Source organism: Micromonospora sp. NPDC048835, assembly GCF_040649995.1.
GTDB lineage: Bacteria > Actinomycetota > Actinomycetes > Mycobacteriales > Micromonosporaceae > Micromonospora.
In genome coordinates this window covers 73,661-92,803 of record NZ_JBEZGM010000015.1, presented here as the reverse complement: position 1 = coordinate 92,803, position 19,143 = coordinate 73,661, and the positions used below count along the sequence as shown (strand labels likewise).

General features: G+C 71.9%; 18 protein-coding genes. 12 read left to right on the top strand and 6 right to left on the bottom strand.

Going from position 1 to position 19,143, the window contains the following annotated elements; all coding sequences use genetic code 11:
- Nucleotides 1-410: 410 nt before the first annotated feature.
- The gene (locus tag AB0C15_RS19535; RefSeq protein ID WP_357353801.1) at nucleotides 411-815 is read right to left on the bottom strand and encodes a YjbQ family protein; all 405 of its coding nucleotides are present in this window, start codon (nucleotides 813-815) and stop codon (nucleotides 411-413) included.
- Nucleotides 816-885: 70 nt separating this feature from the next.
- Nucleotides 886-1,416 (bottom strand): hypothetical protein, encoded by a 531-nt coding sequence (locus tag AB0C15_RS19530; RefSeq protein WP_357353799.1) that lies wholly within the window; start codon nucleotides 1,414-1,416, stop codon nucleotides 886-888.
- Between the two features lie 178 nt (nucleotides 1,417-1,594).
- Between AB0C15_RS19530 and aceE the strand changes: the two genes are divergently transcribed.
- Complete coding sequence (aceE, locus tag AB0C15_RS19525; protein ID WP_357353797.1) at nucleotides 1,595-4,333, top strand: pyruvate dehydrogenase (acetyl-transferring), homodimeric type; 2,739 nt, start codon at nucleotides 1,595-1,597, stop codon at nucleotides 4,331-4,333.
- A gap of 385 nt (nucleotides 4,334-4,718) precedes the next feature.
- Here the strand turns inward: aceE and AB0C15_RS19520 are convergent, their stop codons facing one another.
- Complete coding sequence (locus tag AB0C15_RS19520) at nucleotides 4,719-5,165, bottom strand: SRPBCC domain-containing protein (protein WP_030488771.1); 447 nt, start codon at nucleotides 5,163-5,165, stop codon at nucleotides 4,719-4,721.
- Between the two features lie 188 nt (nucleotides 5,166-5,353).
- On the opposite strand from AB0C15_RS19520, the gene AB0C15_RS19515 reads away from it, so the two are divergent.
- The 3 genes from AB0C15_RS19515 to gltX are packed head-to-tail and all read left to right on the top strand — an operon-like array spanning nucleotide 5,354 to nucleotide 9,439.
- A complete protein-coding gene (locus tag AB0C15_RS19515) occupies nucleotides 5,354-6,703 on the top strand; it encodes a GH1 family beta-glucosidase (protein ID WP_357353795.1) in 1,350 nt (449 codons plus the stop codon).
- Nucleotides 6,700-7,977: an MFS transporter gene (locus AB0C15_RS19510; protein WP_357353794.1), complete on the top strand. Its 1,278-nt coding sequence runs from the start codon at nucleotides 6,700-6,702 to the stop codon at nucleotides 7,975-7,977. The genes AB0C15_RS19515 and AB0C15_RS19510 overlap by 4 nt, the downstream gene beginning before the upstream one ends.
- A gap of 52 nt (nucleotides 7,978-8,029) precedes the next feature.
- Nucleotides 8,030-9,439, top strand: coding sequence for a glutamate--tRNA ligase (gltX, locus tag AB0C15_RS19505; protein ID WP_357353792.1), 1,410 nt, complete (start codon nucleotides 8,030-8,032; stop codon nucleotides 9,437-9,439).
- A gap of 186 nt (nucleotides 9,440-9,625) precedes the next feature.
- On the opposite strand, the gene AB0C15_RS19500 is transcribed toward gltX, so the two are convergent.
- Nucleotides 9,626-10,264, bottom strand: a complete 639-nt coding sequence (locus AB0C15_RS19500; protein ID WP_357353790.1) for a copper resistance protein CopC — start codon at nucleotides 10,262-10,264, stop codon at nucleotides 9,626-9,628.
- A 243-nt stretch (nucleotides 10,265-10,507) separates the two neighbouring features.
- Here AB0C15_RS19500 and AB0C15_RS19495 point away from each other — a divergent pair, with 243 nt between their 5' ends.
- Nucleotides 10,508-11,158: a hypothetical protein gene (locus AB0C15_RS19495; protein ID WP_357353788.1), complete on the top strand. Its 651-nt coding sequence runs from the start codon at nucleotides 10,508-10,510 to the stop codon at nucleotides 11,156-11,158.
- Nucleotides 11,159-11,216: 58 nt separating this feature from the next.
- Here AB0C15_RS19495 and AB0C15_RS19490 read toward each other — a convergent pair whose 3' ends face one another.
- Nucleotides 11,217-11,546 carry a hypothetical protein gene (locus tag AB0C15_RS19490; RefSeq protein ID WP_357353786.1) on the bottom strand — a complete coding sequence of 110 codons (330 nt, stop codon included), beginning with the start codon at nucleotides 11,544-11,546 and terminating at the stop codon, nucleotides 11,217-11,219.
- Nucleotides 11,547-11,759: 213 nt separating this feature from the next.
- Nucleotides 11,760-12,302 (bottom strand): phosphoribosyltransferase family protein, encoded by a 543-nt coding sequence (locus AB0C15_RS19485; protein ID WP_357353784.1) that lies wholly within the window; start codon nucleotides 12,300-12,302, stop codon nucleotides 11,760-11,762.
- 119 nt (nucleotides 12,303-12,421) lie between these two features.
- Here AB0C15_RS19485 and AB0C15_RS19480 point away from each other — a divergent pair, with 119 nt between their 5' ends.
- From AB0C15_RS19480 to fabF, 7 genes are all read left to right on the top strand, one after another.
- Nucleotides 12,422-13,606, top strand: a complete 1,185-nt coding sequence (locus AB0C15_RS19480) for a histidine kinase (RefSeq protein WP_357353782.1) — start codon at nucleotides 12,422-12,424, stop codon at nucleotides 13,604-13,606.
- Nucleotides 13,603-14,298, top strand: a complete 696-nt coding sequence (locus AB0C15_RS19475; protein WP_357353780.1) for a response regulator transcription factor — start codon at nucleotides 13,603-13,605, stop codon at nucleotides 14,296-14,298. Before AB0C15_RS19480 ends, AB0C15_RS19475 begins: the two co-directional genes overlap by 4 nt.
- On the top strand, nucleotides 14,295-15,626 hold the full coding sequence (locus AB0C15_RS19470) for a helix-turn-helix domain-containing protein (RefSeq protein ID WP_357353778.1): 1,332 nt from the start codon (nucleotides 14,295-14,297) through the stop codon (nucleotides 15,624-15,626). The genes AB0C15_RS19475 and AB0C15_RS19470 overlap by 4 nt, the downstream gene beginning before the upstream one ends.
- Nucleotides 15,627-15,704: 78 nt before the next feature.
- A complete protein-coding gene (locus AB0C15_RS19465; protein ID WP_357353776.1) occupies nucleotides 15,705-16,631 on the top strand; it encodes an ACP S-malonyltransferase in 927 nt (308 codons plus the stop codon).
- Nucleotides 16,628-17,572, top strand: coding sequence for a beta-ketoacyl-ACP synthase III (locus AB0C15_RS19460; protein ID WP_357353774.1), 945 nt, complete (start codon nucleotides 16,628-16,630; stop codon nucleotides 17,570-17,572). Before AB0C15_RS19465 ends, AB0C15_RS19460 begins: the two co-directional genes overlap by 4 nt.
- 85 nt (nucleotides 17,573-17,657) lie before the next feature.
- Nucleotides 17,658-17,897, top strand: coding sequence for an acyl carrier protein (locus tag AB0C15_RS19455; protein WP_030330276.1), 240 nt, complete (start codon nucleotides 17,658-17,660; stop codon nucleotides 17,895-17,897).
- Nucleotides 17,898-17,899: 2 nt separating this feature from the next.
- Nucleotides 17,900-19,126: a beta-ketoacyl-ACP synthase II gene (fabF, locus tag AB0C15_RS19450; protein ID WP_357353772.1), complete on the top strand. Its 1,227-nt coding sequence runs from the start codon at nucleotides 17,900-17,902 to the stop codon at nucleotides 19,124-19,126.
- Nucleotides 19,127-19,143: the final 17 nt, after the last annotated feature.

Genomic DNA, 19,143 nt, shown 5'->3' with positions numbered 1-19,143 from the left:
GCAGGACCGGGCAGGGTTGGCTGGGCCGCCGGGCTGGGCCGGGTCCACGCAGAGCCCCGTCCCGCGCAACATCAGCGAAGATGCTGCCTCGGCAGGGGTTCAGGCAGCAGTTTCCCTGATGTTGCGCAGATCTTGACAGCGGACGGCTGCACCTGGGTGCGATCAGCAGGCTCTGCGACGGGCCGCCGCCCAAGATCGTGCTCGATCCTGGATGTAGTGGCCTCCCACGCCCCGGACACCACTACATCCAGGTTCGAGCACGATCTTGGCGCGAGGCGGTAGACGGACCGCGCGTGGCGGACGGCGCGACACCGACCGCGCGACACCGACAGCGCGACAAGGGCGGCGCCACACCGAGCGCGCCACACCGACCGCGCCCACACCGACCGCGCCACACGGGCGGCGGGCGGTCAGCCGGGGAGGAAGGAGAAGCGGACCTGGCGGGTCGGGTTGTCGCCATTGGTGTCGACGAGGCAGACCGACTGCCAGGTGCCGAGCGCCAGCCGGCCGCCGAGCACCGGCAGCGTGGCGTACGGCGGAACGAACGCCGGCAGCACGTGGTCGCGGCCGTGGCCGGGTGAGCCGTGCCGGTGCCGCCAGCGGTCCTCGGTTGGTAGCAGGTCGTCCAGGGCGCTGAGCAGGTCGTCGTCGGATCCCGAGCCGGTCTCGATGATCGCCAGGCCGGCGGTGGCGTGGGGCACGAAGACGTGCAGCAGTCCGTCGCCCTCGCCGGAGACGAACTGCTGGGCCTCGGCGGTGATGTCCCGGACTGTCGGTCGGGACCCGGTCTGGACGGTGATCACGTCACTGCGCATACGTCGCATTCTGCCTCAGAGCGTGGTCAGGAGCCGACCACCGCCAGTCGGGAGCCGCCACCACCGCCAGTCAGGAGCCGCCACCACCGCCACCGGAGTCGCCGCCGCCAGACCAACCCCCGCCCGAGTCGCCACCAGACCAACCCCCGCCCGAGTCACCACCAGACCAACCCCCGCCCGAGTCGCCACCAGACCAGCCCCCGCCGGAGTCACCGCTGGACCAGCCCCAGCCGGACCAGCTTCTCCCGGAGTCGCCACCGACGCTGCCGCCGACCGGTTCCGTACCGCCTCCGCCGGAGCTGTCATGGCCGCCGTCGCGCTGGCGGTCGCCGTGCCAACTGCTGCCGGCGTCCGCAGCTGGCCAAGGGTAGGAGGCGTAATGGGCGTTGCCCTCCTCCGGGGGATGCCGGCGGCCGGTCCGACGGGCCGTACGTCTCGTGTCCCGCAGCAGGACCGCGCCGAGCACGACCAGCAGGATGCCGGTGGCCACCAGTCCCACCGAGGGCCAGTAGCCGGAGGCGAGCAAGATCGCGCCGAGGACCAGGCCCACGATTCCGATAACGATCATGCTCGTGGCGACCGCGACAGGGCGTCCGTTCATGGAGGCGACGGTAGGAGTGGGGGTCAAACCACTCAGGTTTCCCCCGCCCGTCGCGCTAAGTTACCGACGAGTACCTGTGTTCAGCATCGCGTCGGGGGGACCTAGACGTGACGACGGGTGCCACCAGGGGGCAGGATGGCGCTAGAGACCTATCCCACACACAACCGAGGGAACGCCTGTGGCTACGGAACGCAAGCGCCCGGTGATCAGCGACGGCCTACCGAGCCAGCTTCCGGACATCGACCCTGAAGAGACAAGCGAATGGGTCGAGTCGCTTGACGGTGTCATCGACGAACGCGGTGCCAAACGCGCCCGTTACGTGATGCTGCGCCTGCTGGAGCGGGCCCGTGAACGCCAGGTCGGGGTTCCGCCCCTGACCACCACCGACTACATCAACACCATCCCCTCGGAGCGCGAGCCCTGGTTCCCGGGTGACGAGCACGTCGAGCGGCGGATCCGGGCGTACGTCCGGTGGAACGCCGCCATGCTGGTGCACCGGGCGCAGCGCCCGGAGATCGGCGTCGGCGGGCACATCTCCACCTTCGCCAGCTCGGCGTCGCTCTACGAGGTGGGCTTCAACCACTTCTTCCGGGGCAAGAACCACCCGGGCGGTGGCGACCAGATCTTCTACCAGGGCCACGCCTCCCCCGGCATGTACGCGCGGGCGTTCCTGGAGGGGCGGCTCAGCGAGCACCAGCTCGACGGGTTCCGCCAGGAGCTGTCGCACCCCGGTGGTGGGCTGCCCTCGTACCCGCACCCTCGGCTGATGGCGGACTTCTGGGAGTTCCCCACCGTCTCGATGGGCCTCGGTGGTCTGAACGCGATCTACCAGGCCCGGTTCAACCGGTACCTGCAGCACCGCGGCATCAAGGACACCTCGCAGCAGCACGTCTGGGCGTTCCTCGGCGACGGCGAGATGGACGAGCCGGAGACGCTCGGCGCGATCGGCGTGGCCGCCCGCGAGGAGCTGGACAACCTCACCTTCGTGATCAACTGCAACCTGCAGCGGCTGGACGGCCCGGTCCGGGGCAACGGCAAGGTCATGCAGGAGCTGGAGGCGTTCTTCCGGGGCGCCGGCTGGAACGTCATCAAGGTGGTCTGGGGCCGCGAGTGGGACCCGCTGCTCGCCGCGGACACCGACGGCGCGCTGGTCAACCTCATGAACACCACGACCGACGGTGACTACCAGACCTACAAGGCGGAGTCCGGCGCGTACGTCCGCGAGCACTTCTTCGGCCGGGACGCCCGGACCCGCAAGATGGTCGAGCCGCTCAGCGACGACGAGATCTGGAACCTCAAGCGGGGTGGGCACGACTACCGCAAGCTCTACGCGGCCTACAAGGCGGCCACCGAGCACACCGGTCAGCCCACCGTCATCCTGGCGAAGACGATCAAGGGCTGGACGCTCGGCTCGCACTTCGAGGGCCGCAACGCGACCCACCAGATGAAGAAGCTGACGCTGGAGGACCTGAAGACCTTCCGCGACCGGCTCTACCTGGACATCCCGGACTCGGCGCTGGAGGAGAACCCCTACCTGCCGCCGTACTTCCACCCGGGCGAGAAGTCCGAGGAGCTGGCGTACCTGAAGGAGCGGCGGGAGCAGCTCGGCGGCTACCTGCCGTCCCGGCGGACCAGCACGAAGCGGCTGGCCATCCCCGGTCCGGAGCGGTTCGCCGACATCAAGCGCGGCTCGGGCAAGCAGAAGGTGGCCACCACGCAGGCCTTCGTCCGTCTGCTCAAGGACGTGATGAAGGACAAGGAGTTCGGCAAGCGTTGGGTGCCGATCATCCCGGACGAGGCCCGCACCTTCGGTCTCGACTCGATCTTCCCGACTGCGAAGATCTACTCGCCGCACGGCCAGCGCTACACCTCGGTCGACCGGGAGTTGTTCCTGTCGTACAAGGAGTCGACCTCCGGGCAGATCCTGCACGAGGGGATCAACGAGGCCGGTTCGGTGGCCTCGTTCACCGCGGCCGGCTCGTCGTACGCCACGCACGACGAGCCGATGATCCCGATGTACATCTTCTACTCGATGTTCGGGTTCCAGCGGACCGCCGACGGGCTGTGGGCAGCGGCCGACCAGATGGCCCGGGGCTTCCTGCTCGGCGCCACCGCGGGTCGGACCACGCTCAACGGTGAGGGCCTCCAGCACGAGGACGGGCACTCGCTGCTGATCGCCGCCACCAACCCGGCAGTGGTGGCGTACGACCCGGCGTTCGCGTACGAGATCGCGCACATCCTGGAGCAGGGTCTGCACCGGATGTACGGGGAGGCTCAGGAGAACGTCTTCTACTACCTGACGGTCTACAACGAGCCGACGCTCCAGCCGGCCGAGCCGGCCGACGTGGACGTGGAGGGCCTGCTCAAGGGCATCTACCGCTACGCGCCGGCACCTCAGGTCGACGGGCCGAAGGCCAACCTGCTCGCGTCGGGCACGGGGATGCAGTGGGCGCTCAAGGCCCAGCAGCTGCTCGCCCAGGACTGGGGGGTGGCCGCCGACGTCTGGTCGGTGACCTCCTGGACCGAGCTGCGCCGGGACGCGGTGGAGACCGAGGAGTACAACCTGCTCAACCCGGGCGCCGAGGCGAAGGTTCCGTACATCCAGCAGAAGCTGGCCGACGCGGACGGCCCGAAGGTGGCGGTCAGCGACTTCATGCGGGCGGTACCGGATCTGATCGCCCGCTGGGTACCCGGCGACTACACGTCGCTCGGCACCGACGGTTTCGGCATGTCGGACACCCGGCACGCGCTGCGTCGGCACTTCCACGTCGACGCGGAGTCGATCGTGGTGGCCACGCTGCGGCAGCTCGCCCGCAGCGGCGCGGTGGCGACCACGGTGCCGGCCGAGGCTGCCAAGAAGTACGCGATCGACGACGTCAACGCCGCCCCGGTCGGCGAGACCGGCGGCGACAGCTAGCCCAGCACGACCCACGGGGGCCCGGGCGCATCCGCGCCCGGGCCCCCGTCACGCTCAACCCACCCCCGCCGCAACTCCAACCGCCGCTCCCGGGCCGCCCCGGGCTCCGGCACAACCCCCGCCCCGGCTGCGGCCCCTGCCGCACCCCGAGCTACGCCCCGTCGCGCCGCCCGCCAGCGTCGATCAAGGAGTTGTGGTGGGGGGCGAAGCGGTCATACCATCGCGAACCAGGCACCACAAGTCCATGATCGACGCTGACGAGGCCGAGGCCGGAGGCCGGGGCCGGGGCCGGGGGCCGGCGCGGGACGGGAGCGGCGGCGGTCCGGGGCCCTGGCGGGGATCCGGACCACCGCCGTCGCGGGGACGCCGGGAGGATGGGCGCTCGTCAGCCGACGGCGGCCAGGTCGGTGAGCCGGGCCAGCGAGTCCTCCAGGTCGGCGCCGACCCGACGTAGCCCGAGGCGCAGCAGGGCCGCCTTCACCGGGCCGGCCGGCCAGCGGACCACGATGAGGCGGACGATGGTCCCGCCCTCCTCCTCGTCTCCGGTGAGCTGGACGTAGATCTCGGTGCGCGCCTCCGCCCGAGATCCGGCGCCCTTGGCCCGCTCCCGCCAGCCGATCAGCGTCGGCTCCTGGTAGGCGATCACCTCGGCCTCGTGCGCCGAGCCGCGCCCCGCCTGGACAAGTTGTCGCCGTCCGAAGCCCTCTCCCGAGAGCACCTCGGCCGCGCGGACTCCGGCCAGCCAGGCCGGCAACTGCTCGGCCCGCTGCACGACATCCCAGACCACTTCAATTGGCGCCGCCACGTGCGCACTGCGTTCCACGAGGATCATTTCCGTCTTTCCTCCGGTGAGGACATCCCACGATATCGGCACTCTATGCGCTAAATCGGACTTACCTGGACGGGTTCGGAAAAAGACACGCCGATCAACCATTGCGGAATGGGCCAGGCCGGCCTATGGCGCATTCATCGGGAGCGCTTTAAAGTCCCGAACACGTTTCACGTTGACCGGGAGGGCGCATGTCGACCGCACCACTGCCCCAGTTCCCCACCGGCTTCCGCTGGGGCGTCTCCACATCGGCCCACCAGATCGAGGGCGCCACCACGGCCGACGGACGGGGTCCGTCCATCTGGGACACCTTCGCGCACTCCCCCGGGCGGATCAGCGACGGCAGCAGCGGCGAGGTCGCCTGCGATCACTACCACCGGCACAGCGAGGACGTGGCGCTGCTGGCCGGGCTGGGGGTCTCCGCGTACCGGTTCTCCATCGCCTGGCCCCGGGTCCAGCCCACCGGCACCGGCCCGGCCAACGCCGCCGGCCTGGACTTCTACGACCGTCTGGTGGACGAGTTGCTTGCCGCCGACGTCGACCCGGTCGCCACCCTCTACCACTGGGACCTGCCGCAACCCCTCGAAGACGCCGGCGGCTGGCTGCACCGCGACACCGCGGCCCGGTTCGCCGACTACGCCGAGCTGACCGCCGCCCGGCTCGGCGACCGGGTCCGGCTCTGGATCACCCTGAACGAGCCGTTCATCCACATGAGCATGGGGTACGGGATGGGCGTACACGCCCCCGGCCGGATGCTGCTCTTCGACGCCTTTCCGGTCGCCCACCACCAACTGCTCGGGCACGGGCTCGCGGTGGCCGCGCTACGGGCCCACAGCACCAGCCCGGTGGCGATCGCCAACAACTACTCGCCGGTGCGGGTGCTCGGCGACCGGGACGCCGACCGGGCGGCCGGGGCGGCCTACCAGGCGCTGCACAACCGACTCTTCACCGACCCGCTGCTCGGCCGCGGCTACCCGGAGCTACCAGGGCTCGACATGAGCGTCGTCCACCCCGGCGACCTCGACACCATCGCCACGCCGATCGACGTGCTCGGGGTCAACTACTACAACCCCACCGGGGTACGCGCTGCCGAGGAGGGCTCGCCGCTGCCGTTCGACCTCGTGCCGCTGGACGGCTACCCGCGTACCGCCTTCGACTGGCCGGTCGCCCCCGACGGGCTGCACGAGCTGCTCGGCTGGCTCCGCGACACGTACGGCGACGCGCTGCCGCCCATCGAGATCACCGAGAGCGGCTGCGCGTACGACGACGCACCCGACGCGGACGGGCAGGTGGCGGACCCGGATCGGATCGCGTACCTGGACGGGCACCTGCGCGCGGTCCGGGCCGCAATCGACGACGGGGTGGACGTCCGCGGGTACTTCGTCTGGTCGCTGCTGGACAACTGGGAGTGGGCCGAGGGGTTCACCAAGCGGTTCGGTCTGGTGCACGTCGACTACCCCACCCAGACCCGTACGCCGAAGTCGTCGTACACCTGGTTGCGTGGCGTGATCGCGGCCAGCCGGCCGGGGTCGGCGCGGTGACCACCGTCGACCCGACGTCGGCGGCGCTGCCGGCGGCGCTCGCCGAGCCGACGGTGCCGGTGCGACGCGGCTGGATCGGTCTGATCTTCGCGGCCAACCTCGGCGTCTGGATGGCGTTCTTCACACCCATCCAGGTGCTGCTGCCGCAACAGATCGAACAGATCGCGCCCGGCGACAAGGAGAACATGCTTGCCGTGGTCACCGGCCTCGGCGCTCTGGCGGCGGTGCTCGCCAACCCGCTCGCGGGTGCGCTCTCCGACCGGACCTGTCTGCGGGTGGCCGGCCGCGAGTTCGGGCGCCGGCACGTCTGGACCGCGGGCGGTGCGGTGCTCGGCGCGGCGGCCCTGGTGCTGCTCGCCCAGCAGCGGACCATCCTCGGGGTCGCCCTCGGTTGGGTCGCCGCGCAGGTCTGCTTCAACGCGATGCTGGCGAGCCTCACCGCCGCCATCCCGGACCGGGTACCGGTGGTACAGCGCGGCGGTGTCTCGGGTTGGGTGGGCATCCCGCAGGCGCTCGGGTTGGTGCTCGGCGCGGTGCTGGTCACCGCCGTGGTCACCGGCAACGCGGCCGGCTACCTGGCCATCGCCGTGGCCATCCTGCTGCTGTCGCTGCCGTTCGCGCTGCTCACCCCCGATGAGCCACTGCCGCGTACCCATCGGCCGGTGTTGCGGGCGCGGGCGCTGCTGGCCTCGATGTGGGTCAGCCCCCGACGGCACCCGGACTTCGCCTGGGCCTGGATCACCCGGTTCCTGGTCCAGTTGGGCAACGCACTCGGCACCCTCTACCTGCTGTACTTCCTCAGCGACGGGGTCCGCCACCCCGACCCCGAGGGTGGCCTGCTGGTGCTGATCCTGCTCTACACGCTCGGGATGATGTCGACCGCGGTGGTCGCCGGTCGGCTGTCCGACCGTTCCGGCCGCCGCAAGATCTACGTGATCGTCTCCGGACTGATCATGGCGGTGGCGGCGCTGCTGCTCGCGGTGGCGCCGGTCTGGCCGATGGCCGTCGTCGCGGCGCTGCTGCTCGGTGCCGGCTACGGCGTCTACCTCTCGGTGGACGCCGCGTTGATCACCCAGGTGCTGCCCCGGGCCACCGACCGGGCCAAGGACCTGGGCGTCATCAACATCGCCAACTCGGCGCCGCAGGTGCTCGGCCCGGCGCTCTCCGCCCCGCTCGTGGTGTACCTGGGCGGCTATCCCACGCTCTACGCGGTCACCGCCGTCGTGACCCTGCTCGGCAGCGCCCTGGTGGTGAAGATCCGCTCGGTGCCGTGAGCCTGGGGGGCCGTGGCCGAAAGCGGTCGCGCATCGCCGTAGGCTGGGGGACGTGACAGTACGTGTGCGCTTCGCCCCCTCCCCGACCGGTATGTTCCACGTCGGCGGCGCCCGCTCGGCGCTGCAGAACTGGATCTACGCCAAGCAGCAGGGCGGCGTGTTCGTGCTGCGCATCGAGGACACCGACGCGGCGCGCAACAAGCCCGAGTGGACCGAGGGCATCCTCTCCGCGCTGGACTGGATCGGGATCTCCCGGGGCAGCTACGAGGGCCCGTACCTCCAGTCGGCGAACGCGGGCGAGCACCGGGCCGCCGCGGCCCGCCTGTACGAGTCGGGCCGCGCCTACTACTGCGACTGCACCCGCGAGGACGTGCAGGCCCGCACCGGCTCGCAGTACCAGGGCTACGACGGCTACCACCGCGACCGGGGCCTCGGCCCCGGCCCGGGGCACGCGCTGCGCTTCCGTACGCCGGACGAGGGCGCCACGGTGGTCATCGACCTGATCCGGGGCGAGCCCACCTTCGAGAACAAGCTCATCGAGGACTTCGTCATCGCCCGGGGCGACGGCTCGCCGGTCTTCCTGCTGGCAAACGTCGTCGACGACATGACCATGGGGATCACCCACGTGATCCGGGCCGAGGAGCACCTGCCCAACACCCCCAAGCAGCAGCTGCTCTGGGACGCCCTCGGGGTCAAGCCGCCGGTCTGGGCACACGTGCCCGTGGTCGTCAACGAGAAACGGCAGAAGCTCTCCAAGCGCCGGGACAAGGTCGCCCTGGAGGCGTACCGCGACGAGGGCTACCTCGCCGGCGCGATGCGCAACTACCTGATGCTGCTCGGCTGGGCGCCGTCCGGCGACCGGGAGATCGTTCCCTGGTCGGTGATCGAGGACGAGTTCCGGCTGGACGAGGTCAACCTCTCCTCGGCGTTCTTCGACGAGAAGAAGCTGCGCGCGTTCAACGGTGAATACATTCGCGCGCTGCCGGTGGCCGAGTTCATCGACGCGTGCCAGCCGTGGCTGACCGGCACCGAGACCATCGCGCCGCCGCCGTGGCAGCCGGAGGAGTTCGACGCCGACGCCTTCGCCGCCGTGGCGGCGCTGGCGCAGACACGGATCGCGGTGCTGAGCGAGATCGTGCCGAACGTCGACTTCCTCTTCCTGGCCTCGCCGCTGATCGACGAGGCCGCCTGGACCAAGACGATGAAGGACGGCTCGGCCGAGCTGCTGGACGACGCCGTCACGGCGTTCGAGGCGCTGGAGTCCTGGGATGCCGAGTCGCTGAAGTCGACGCTGGAGGCGGTCGGCGCCGAGCGGGGCCTCAAGCTCGGCAAGACGCAGGCGCCGGTACGGGTCGCGGTCACCGGCCGCACCGTGGGCCTGCCGCTGTTCGAGTCGCTCGAGGTGCTCGGACGCGAGCGCACCCTGACCCGAATCCGCGCCGCCCGCCTACGCCTGGTCTAACCCCACCCCCCACCCCCGCCCCCGCCCCACCCCGCACCCCGCGCCCTCGCCGCTCCAGCGCGTCGATCTTGCAGTTTCGGTTGTCGAAATGAGTGGGATGCACCATTTGTCACGACAGAAAGTGCAAGATCGCGGGCGGGGCGGGGCGGGGTGGGGTGGGGCGGGGTGGGGGCGGGGGGCAGCTGGTTAGGGTGCGGTTCGGCGGCGGCGGAACAGCAGGCCGGCGGCGAGTGCGGCCAGCAGCAGCAGCCCGCCGAGAGCCCAGACCCACCAGCGACCGCCGGAGTCGGACTGCTCCGACGCGGCCGGCACCGTCGAGCTGCCGGGCGTGACCGACGGCGAGCCGGTGGGGGGTACGCCGGCGGCCGACGTACCAGCCGAGGGCGTGCCGCCCGACGCACCAGCCGAGGGCGTGCCGGCCGGGCTGGTGGCGGCCGACGGTGTGGCGGAGGGGTCTGCGGCGGTGCCGGCGGTGAGGGTGAACCGCACCTCGCCCTTCACCGGATGCCCGTCCGACGACGCGAGCTGATAGCCGACGATGTAGAGCCCCGCGGCGGCCGGCTTGAACGGCACGCGTACGCGGCTGCCGTCGAAGGCGGGTGTCCCGCCAGCGACCACATTGTCCGGTCCGGTTATTGTGACCTTCGTCGTAGTCGGCGACGGCTTGGCGAGAAACCGCAGCTCGACCCGGGCGGGTGCCGTCGCCAGGCGAGCGCCGTCGCGGGGGTTGCTGCCGGTCAGCTGGTTGTGGGCGGCGGCTGGTGTCGCCGGCACCAGAAACGACACACCGAACGCCACGCCGAGCACCACTGGCACGACCCGCACCGCACGTGTAACCCTGCCCCCCATGAAACCCTCCGTAAGGGTACGATCCGCCCGCTGATCAAACGGCTCCTCATTAGTCGAGCAGAGATCGCAGATAGTTCCAATTACTGTTCCGAAAGCTGCAACTCATCGACGTTCTGCGGAGTCTGTAGGAGTGGACGCGACCATCTGGTCGATGCCGCACCGGCAGGTCGGTCCGGACGTCACGACGAAGCCATCCATCGAACGGGGCGAGGAGGCGGGATGGTCCGACACATGAGGCGGTTGGCCGCCGTGTTGGCGGGCACCCTGGCGGCAGCGCTGCTGTCGCTTGGCACCGCTGGCTCGGCCTCGGCCGCGCCGAAACCGGCACCCGCCGGAGTGGACATCACCGGCACGGGGCTGTCCGCCCCGCTGCGGATGCATGCCGACAAGGAACCGACCCTCGTGGGCGCGGTCATCGATCAGGTCAACTTCCTTGCCCGCACCGGCATGCCGACCGGTCCGAAGGCGGCGAACCTCGGTCCGAAGTACACGGTCGTGGTGCTCGCCGGCGAGACGCCGAAGCAGACGTACGACCTCTACCCCAAGGCGGTCGGCGGCCCTCGCGTCTACCGGCCGGCGAAGCAGCCGGACGGTCGCAAGACCAGCGCCGGCTGGTTCCTGGGTCGGCTCAGCATGTCCGAGACCCTGCGCACTGCCGGGGTGCCGCTGGAGCGGCAGTTCGACACGGTCAGCGGCGGCGCGGGCGGCGGCGAGCGGGTGCTCCCGGAGGACACGCTCGACCCGGCGAAGGACCTCGACGAGGCGCTCGGCGACCTGCAACGCCTGCTACTGCTCAACGTCGGCGTGATGCTCACCATCACGGTCGGCCTGGCTGGGATCGCCCTGCTGATCCGCCGACGCACGCGCTGAGCTGAAGCAGGCTCAGGTCAGCGCGCAGGCTCAGGTCGACGCCGCGTCGCTGGGCAGGTCAGCACCAGCGGCGTGGCGGGCGTTCCCGGCGGGTCGCCCGTGGACGCGGCCGGACCGCGCCGTGCCGATGCGCTCCGGCCCAGCCGGGAAGTTCGCTGAGGCAACCAGCGGGGACGTCCGGGTCGGTCTCGGGCAGACCGCTGGGCTCGGCGGAGCGCTGACGCGGCAGCACGGGCTCGTCGTCGGCACGCCCGGCGAGCGGGTCCACCGGGTGCGCTGACCCACCGCCGACCGCCCGGCGGTGCTTGCCAGCCGCCTGCGGGTCGTGGTGCCCCGGCCGGCAGGGCTCGCCCTGGGCGCAGCCGTGCTCGGCCTCCCCGTGCGCCATCCCCGGTCTCCTCACGCTCGCCTCACCCGCGGGTGCTCCCCCGACGTGCCCTGTCACCGTACTGTCCGGGACCGACGGGCCGCGCGGCAGCGTACCCGGGGCAGGGGCCGCCCGGTCCTCGACGACGCCGCTGAGCGCGGAAGCCGGTTGCGCAGTTCACAGCTTCTTTCCGCACCGTTCACCGTGGGGCTCGCCGACGGGGCGGACCGACGCTCAGCGGGCCCGGTGCGCCTCCAGGTCGGCTCGGCTGAGGAGCGCCCGCAGTGTCACACCGTGACCGGCGAGTGCCTGCGCCCCGCCTTCAGCCCGGTCGATGACGCAGAGGGCGTGCTCCACCCGGGCCGCCAGGTCGCGTAGGTGCCCGGTGGAGATGACGACCTGACCACCGGAGGTGACCACGTCCTCGACGACAAGCACCCGCCGACCGGCCAGCTCCGCGCCTTCGGTGAGCCGAGCCGTCCCGTACGCCTTGGCGCTCTTGCGGACGAAGGCGCAGGGCAGCCCGGTGTGCCGGCCGAGTGCGGTCACCACCGGGATGCCCCCCATCTCGAGTCCGGCCAGCACCTCGATGTCCGGTGGGACCAGGTGCGCCAGTTCGGCGGCCACCCGGTCCAGCAGCCGGGGGTCGGCCTCGAAGCGGTACTTGTCGAAGTACTCGTGGGCGGTCCGTCCGGAGCGGAGCACGAACGTGCCGGCCAGCCGGCAGGTGGTGTCGATCTCGCGAGCCAGCGCGGCGAGGGTATCCACATCGGTCATGTTGATCATTGTCGCTGAGGTGGGGCGCTGCCCGCGTACCTCTTTCGACGCATGTCGGAGGCGGCGGCGTCCTCCCCCGGTCGGACTCCGCCCTGGTCCGGCTGTGGTGGGATCGAGGCATGCGTCCGCCACCGTGGCTCGGCTCCGGCACCCGCGGCCGGGACCTGGCACTGGCCGGGGTGTCGCTGGCCGGCGGGCTGGTGTTGTGGACCCTGGGTTGGCAACCGCAGATCCGTCCGCACCCGGACGTGCCCCCGGTTCTGTTCCTGCCGCCGCTGCTGGCGATGTGCGTCGCCGTGGGCCTGCGCCTCGTCGCCCCGCGTGCCAGCCTGGCGGTCGGCACCGCGGCGGTGGTGGTGGACGTCGCGCTCGGCGGTTCGCTGGGCGTGATCCTGATCTACACCCAGGTCCTCTACGACGCCTGCGTCTACGGTCCGCCCCGGCTGTGGCGGTGGCTGCTGCGGGCGACGATCGGGCTGAGCGTGCTCGGTGCGGTCGTCGGGGTGCTCCTCTCCGACGGGTGGAGCGGAGTGGCCATCGGGGTGCTGGTGGTGCTCGTCGGTCTGCTGCCGGTCCTGACCGGGATCAGCGTGCGGCAGTACCGGGACCAGGCTGCCGCCGAACGGGCCCGGGCCGAGCAGACCGCCCGGCTCGTCGAGTTGGACCGGCGGCAGGCGGTGAGCGCGGAACGGGCCCGGATGGCCCGGGAACTGCACGACGTGATCGCCAACCACCTCAGCGCGGTGGCCATCCACGCCACCGCCGTGCTGTCCGTGCCGGGGCTGGATCGCGGCCAGGTCGAGTCCGCGTTGCGGGTCATCCGGGAGAGCAGTGTGCAGGGCCTGGCGGAGATGCGTCAGATGATCGAGGTGCTGCGCGAGCCCGGGACGGTTGGCGGCCCGGCCACGCCGGAGGTGGTCACCGCCCGGCTGGCCGAGGCGGACGGCCTTGTCGAGCGGATCCGGGCGGCCGGCCTCGCCGTGCGGGTGCGCACCGACGGCGCGCCGGCTCCGCTGCCGGTGGGGGTGGACCTCGCCGCGTACCGGATCGTGCAGGAGTCGCTGACGAACGCTCTCAAGCACGGCACGGGTGAGGCGGAGCTGACGATCGCGTACCGACCGGCCGAGGTGGTGCTGACGGTGGAGAATCCGGTCCGCCGGGGCGGGGCCGGGCTGCCCGGCGCCGGGGCCGGGCTGATCGGCATGCGGGAGCGGGCGACGTTGCTGGCCGGCCGGTTCACCGCCGGGCCGCGCGACGGCCGCTGGCAGGTGCGGGCGGCGCTGCCCACCGGGGAGGCCGGGTGACCGGGCCGGCGCGGTCTCCGGGCGACGCGGGCCCGGCGACGGTACGGGTGGTGCTCGCCGACGACCAGCGGGCGGTACGGGCCGGGCTGGCCCTGATCCTGAACGGCTCGGCGGGCATCGAGGTGGTCGGTGAGGCGGCCGACGGCGACGAGGCGGTGCGGTTGTGCCGGGAGTTGCGCCCGGACGTGGCGGTGCTCGACGTCCGCATGCCTCGCCGGGACGGGATCTCCGCGACCCGGGCCATCGTCGCCGACGAGCTGGCCGACGTGCTGGTGCTCACCACCTTCGACCTCGACGAGTACGTCTTCGGGGCGCTGCGGGCGGGCGCGGCGGGGTTCCTGCTCAAGGACACCGACGCCGACGGCCTGGTCAGCGCCGTGCGGACGGTGGCGCGGGGCGACGGGTTCATCGCGCCCACGGTGACCCGGCGGCTGATCACGGCGTTCGCGGCCACCGCGCCGGGCGCGTCGGCCGTTGCCCGGGCCGCGCTGGACACCCTCACCCCGCGTGAGCGTGACGTGCTGGCGTGCCTCGGGTTGGGCCTGTCCAACCAGCAGATCGCCGATCGGTTGACGCTCGCGGAGAGCACCGCCAAGACCCATGTGAGTCGGATCCTCGCGAAGCTGGGTCTGCGCAGCCGGGTGCAGGCCGCGATCCTGGCCCAGGAGGTGGGCCTGCCCCCGCAACCGTGACCGGTGGCCGGTGGACCGGTGCCGGCGTGGTTGGCCTGCTCACGACGTGTCAGGCTAGGGCGGTGAGCACGTCTGGCGGTGGGGAGCTGTCGGCCACGCTGCGTCGGATCGAACGATCGGCGGGGGCGTTGGCCACCTCCAGCGTGGCCCGGATGGACGAGACGCTGCCCTGGTTCCGGGCGCTGCCGGCCGACCAGCGCTCCTGGGTGATGCTCGTCGCGCAGGCCGGTGCCCGATCGCTTGTGCAGTGGCTGCGCGACGGCGGTGGCACGACGGACAGCACCCAGGAGGTCTCGGACGAGGTCTTCGCCGCCGCCCCGCAGGCGCTGGCCCGGTCGATCACACTTCAGCAGACCGTGGCGTTGATCAAGGTGACGATCGACGTGGTCGAGGAGCAGGTGTCGCACCTGGCCGCCGAGGGCGAGGAGCAGCAGTTGCGCGAGGCGGTGCTGCGCTTCTCCCGGGAGATCGCGTTCTCCGCCGCCCGGGTCTACGCGCGGGCCGCCGAGTCGCGCGGCGCCTGGGACGCCCGGTTGCAGGCGCTGCTCGTGGACGCGCTGTTGCGTGGTGACTCGCCGGACGTCCTGGCCAGTCGGGCCGCCGCGCTCGGCTGGGCGGACGCACCGCCGGTGGCGGTGGCGGTCGGCCGGTCGCCAGGTGGTGAGGTCTCCGCGGTGTTGCACGTGGTCTACCGGCAGGCCCGTCGGATCGGCGTGGAGGTGATCGGCGGCGTCCACGGCGACCGGCTGGTGATCGTGCTGGGCGGCGCGGCGGACCCGCTGACCGCCACGGCGAAGCTGCTGAGCGCGTTCGGCGACGGCCCGGTGGTGGTCGGTCCCGCCGTACCGAGCCTGGACGAGGCGACCGAGTCGGCGCGGGCCGCGCTGTCCGGTTTCCGGGCCGCGCCGGCCTGGCCCAACGCGCCCCGGCCGGTGCCGGCCGCGGAGCTGCTGCCGGAGCGGGCCCTCGCCGGCGACGCGGAGGCCCGCCGTCGGCTACGTCACGATGTGTACGCGACACTCGTCCGCGCCGGTGGGGAGTTGCTGGCGACCCTGGACGCCTTCCTGGCTGCCGGTGGCACGCTGGAGAGCGCGGCCCGAGCGCTGTTCGTGCACCCGAACACGGTGCGGTACCGGTTGCGCCGGATCGCCGAGGTGACCGGGTTCTCGCCGCTGTCTCCGCGCGACGCGTTCGCCCTTCAGGTCGCGCTGACCGTGGGTCGGCTGGATCCGGTCGTCCCGCTCGCCTCGCCGGTCCCGACTCAGACAATGACCCCGGCTACCCGGAAATCGGCTCAAACCGAGGATGATCCCCGCCGATCTTTGTAGGAAACCTCCAAAGGCCCTAGTACGGTTTGGTCGAAGGCGGCACAGCATTGGCCGGCTTTATCCGGGAGAGTCATAGGCGTGCTCGCCGTACTTAGTCCCGGCCAGGGTTCTCAGAAACCCGGCTTCCTGACCCCCTGGCTCGACCTGACCGGCACTGCGGCGCGACTGCGCGAGTGGTCGGCGCTGGCCGGGGTCGACCTGCTGCACCTGGGCACCGACGCCGACGCCGACGAGATCAAGGACACCGCCCGCACCCAGCCGTTGCTCGTCGCCGCGGCGCTGCTCGCCGCCGAGCACCTGCCGCTGGACGGGGTCGCGCTCACCGCCGGCCACAGCGTCGGCGAGTTGGGTGCCGCCGCCCTGGCTGGCGTGCTGTCGGCCGACGCCGCGATCACCCTGGCCGGCGTCCGTGGGCGGGAGATGGCCGCCGCCTGCGCGCTGGAGCCGACCGGCATGGCCGCGGTGCTCGGTGGTGACCCCGACGAGGTGGTCGCCGCGATCGAGGCGAACGGGCTGTACCCGGCCAACCGCAACGGCGCCGGGCAGATCGTCGCCGCGGGCGCCCTGGACGGGCTCGACAAGCTCGCCGCCGCGCCGCCCACCCGGGCCCGGGTCATCCGCCTCCAGGTGGCCGGCGCGTTCCACACCCCGTACATGGCTCCGGCCGAGACCGCGCTCGCCGCGGAGGCCGCCCGGATCACCCCGGCCGACCCGACCCGGACCCTGCTGTCGAACCTCGACGGCACCGCGGTCGACGAGGGCGCGGCCATGGTGCAGCGCCTCGTCCGCCAGGTCACCGCGCCGGTGCGGTGGGACCTGTGCATGCGTACGCTGGCCGACCTCGGGGTCACCGGCGTGATCGAACTGCCCCCGGCCGGCACTCTCGCCGGGCTGGTCAAGCGGGAACTCAAGGGCGACGGAGCCCCGGAGATCGTCACCCTCAACACCCCGGACGACCTGCCGGCCGCACGGGACCTGATCGCCCGTATCGGAGGTCGTTCATGACTGGCAGTCGCATCGTCTCGATGGGGCACTACCAGCCTTCCCGGGTGGTGACCAACGACGACATCGCCAAACTCGTCGACACCAACGACGAGTGGATCCGGGACCGGGTCGGCATCGTCAGCCGGCGGATCGCCGACAGCGAGACGGTCGCCGACATGGCCGCCGCTGCCGCCGGCAAGGCCCTGGCCAACTCCGGTCTGACCGCCGCCGACATCGATCTGGTCGTGGTCGCCACCTGCTCCTCCATCGACCGCAGCCCCAACGTGGCCTGCCGGGTCGCCGCCAAGCTGGGCATCACCGCGCCGGGCGCGTTCGACCTCAACACCGCCTGCTCGGGCTTCGCGTACGCGCTGGGCACCGTCGACCACGCCATCCGTGCCGGCGCGTCGCGCAACGCGATCGTCATCGGTGCGGAGAAGCTGTCCGACTTCACCGACTGGACCGACCGCTCCACCTGCATCATCTTCGCGGACGGGGCCGGTGCCGCGGTGGTCTCCGCCACCGCCGACGACGAGCCGGCCGGAATCGGCCCGGTGGTCTGGGGCTCGGTGCCGGACAAGAGCGACGCGGTCCGCATCGAGGGCTGGCGCCCGTACATCCAGCAGGAGGGGCAGGCGGTTTTCCGCTGGGCCACCACCGCGATCGCGCCGCTCGCGCTGCAGGCCTGCGAGCGGGCCGGGGTCGACCCGTCGGAGCTGGCCGCGTTCGTGCCGCACCAGGCCAACGCCCGGATCATCGACGGCATCGCCAAGCGGCTCAACATTCCCGACGCGATCATCGCGAAGGACATCGTCGAGTCCGGCAACACCTCGGCGGCGAGTGTGCCGCTGGCCCTGTCCAAGCTGGTCGAGCGCCGGGAGGTGCCCTCGGGCGCGCCGGTGCTGCTGTTCGGCTTCGGCGGTGGCCTGACCTACGCCGGTCAGGTCGTCCGCTGCCCCTGATGACCCCCTCGGGCGCGTACGCGCCCAGGAGTGGCGGTCGGCGACGCCGACCGCCGGAGAACCCCGATGAAAGGAACCAACCGCAATGACCCGTGACGAGATCACCACCGGCCTCGCCGAGATCCTCGAAGAGGTTGCCGGGGTGAACCCGGACGACGTGGCCGAGGGGAAGTCCTTCACCGACGACCTCGACGTCGACTCGCTCTCCATGGTGGAGGTCGTGGTCGCGGCCGAGGAGAAGTTCGGCGTCAAGATCCCGGACAACGAGGTGCAGAACCTCAAGACCGTCGGTGACGCTGTCAGCTACATCGCGGCGCAGTCCTGATCATGAGTCGTCCTGACGTCGTCGTCACCGGGCTCGGCGCGACGACCCCGCTCGGCGGGGACGTCGCGTCGACCTGGGATGCCATGCTCGCCGGCCGCTCCGGGGTGAGTGCCCTCACCCAGGAGTGGGCCGGGCAACTGCCGGTCCGGATCGCCGCCCAGTTGGCCGTGGAGCCGTCCGAGGTGCTGGACCGGGTCCGCCTGCGCCGCCTGGACCGCTCCGAGGCGATCGCGATCATCGCGGCGCAGCAGGCCTGGGCGGACGCCGGCCTCGCCGGCTCCGACCTCGACGGGGAGCGGTTGGCCGTCAGCGTCGGCTCCGGCATCGGCGGTGCCACCACCCTGCTCGCCCAGGACGACATCCTGGAGGCGTCCGGGCCACGGCGGGTCTCCCCGCACACCATCCCGATGCTGATGCCGAACGGTCCGGCCGCCTGGGTCGGCCTGGAGCTGGGCGCCAAGGCCGGCGTGCACTCGGTGGCCAGCGCCTGCGCCACCGGCGCCGAGGCGATCGCCCTCGGCCTGGACATCATCCGCTCCGGCCGGGCCGACGTGGTGGTGGCCGGCGGCACCGAGGCGGTCATCCACCCGCTGCCGATCGCCGGCTTCAGCTCGATGCGGGCCATGTCGACCCGCAACGACGACCCGGAGCGGGCCTCCCGCCCGTGGGACCGGGGCCGGGACGGCTTCGTCCTCGGCGAGGGCGCCGGCATCGTGGTGCTGGAACGGGCCGAGCACGCCGCCGCCCGGGGCGCCCGGGTGTACGCGCGCCTCGCCGGCGCCGGCATCACCTCCGACGCGTACGACATCGTGCAGCCGCACGCCGAGGGCGAGGGCGCCGTCCGGGCCATCGCCAAGGCGATCGCCGACGCGGACATCGCCAAGCGCGACATCGTGCACGTCAACGCGCACGCCACCTCGACCCCGGTCGGGGACATGCTGGAGATCGGCGGGTTGCACAAGGCGCTCGGCGACCACCCGGTGCTGTCCGCGACCAAGTCGATGACCGGTCACCTGCTCGGTGCGGCCGGCGCACTGGAGTCGATCGCCACCATCCTGGCGATCCGCGACAGCGTCGTCCCTCCGACGATCAACCTCGACGACCCGGAGCCCGGCCTCACCCTGGACGTCGCCGCGCACAAGGCCCGCCACATGGAGATCCCGGCCGCGTTGAACAACGCGTTCGGCTTCGGCGGTCACAACGTGGCTCTCGTCTTCGCCCGGCCCTGAGTTCACGCGCAAGGGCG

What these genes read in the sequence shown, in the direction of transcription:
- AB0C15_RS19495 (WP_357353788.1), top strand. Translation starts at nt 10,508, where the DNA reads ATGGTCCGACACATGAGGCGGTTGGCCGCCGTGTTGGCGGGCACCCTG.
- fabF (WP_357353772.1), top strand. Translation starts at nt 17,900, where the DNA reads ATGAGTCGTCCTGACGTCGTCGTCACCGGGCTCGGCGCGACGACCCCG.
- AB0C15_RS19480 (WP_357353782.1), top strand. Translation starts at nt 12,422, where the DNA reads ATGCGTCCGCCACCGTGGCTCGGCTCCGGCACCCGCGGCCGGGACCTG.
- AB0C15_RS19485 (WP_357353784.1), bottom strand. Translation starts at nt 12,302, where the DNA reads ATGACCGATGTGGATACCCTCGCCGCGCTGGCTCGCGAGATCGACACC.
- AB0C15_RS19515 (WP_357353795.1), top strand. Translation starts at nt 5,354, where the DNA reads ATGTCGACCGCACCACTGCCCCAGTTCCCCACCGGCTTCCGCTGGGGC.
- AB0C15_RS19460 (WP_357353774.1), top strand. Translation starts at nt 16,628, where the DNA reads ATGACTGGCAGTCGCATCGTCTCGATGGGGCACTACCAGCCTTCCCGG.
- AB0C15_RS19490 (WP_357353786.1), bottom strand. Translation starts at nt 11,546, where the DNA reads ATGGCGCACGGGGAGGCCGAGCACGGCTGCGCCCAGGGCGAGCCCTGC.
- AB0C15_RS19535 (WP_357353801.1), bottom strand. Translation starts at nt 815, where the DNA reads ATGCGCAGTGACGTGATCACCGTCCAGACCGGGTCCCGACCGACAGTC.
- AB0C15_RS19455 (WP_030330276.1), top strand. Translation starts at nt 17,658, where the DNA reads ATGACCCGTGACGAGATCACCACCGGCCTCGCCGAGATCCTCGAAGAG.
- AB0C15_RS19530 (WP_357353799.1), bottom strand. Translation starts at nt 1,416, where the DNA reads ATGAACGGACGCCCTGTCGCGGTCGCCACGAGCATGATCGTTATCGGA.
- AB0C15_RS19520 (WP_030488771.1), bottom strand. Translation starts at nt 5,165, where the DNA reads ATGATCCTCGTGGAACGCAGTGCGCACGTGGCGGCGCCAATTGAAGTG.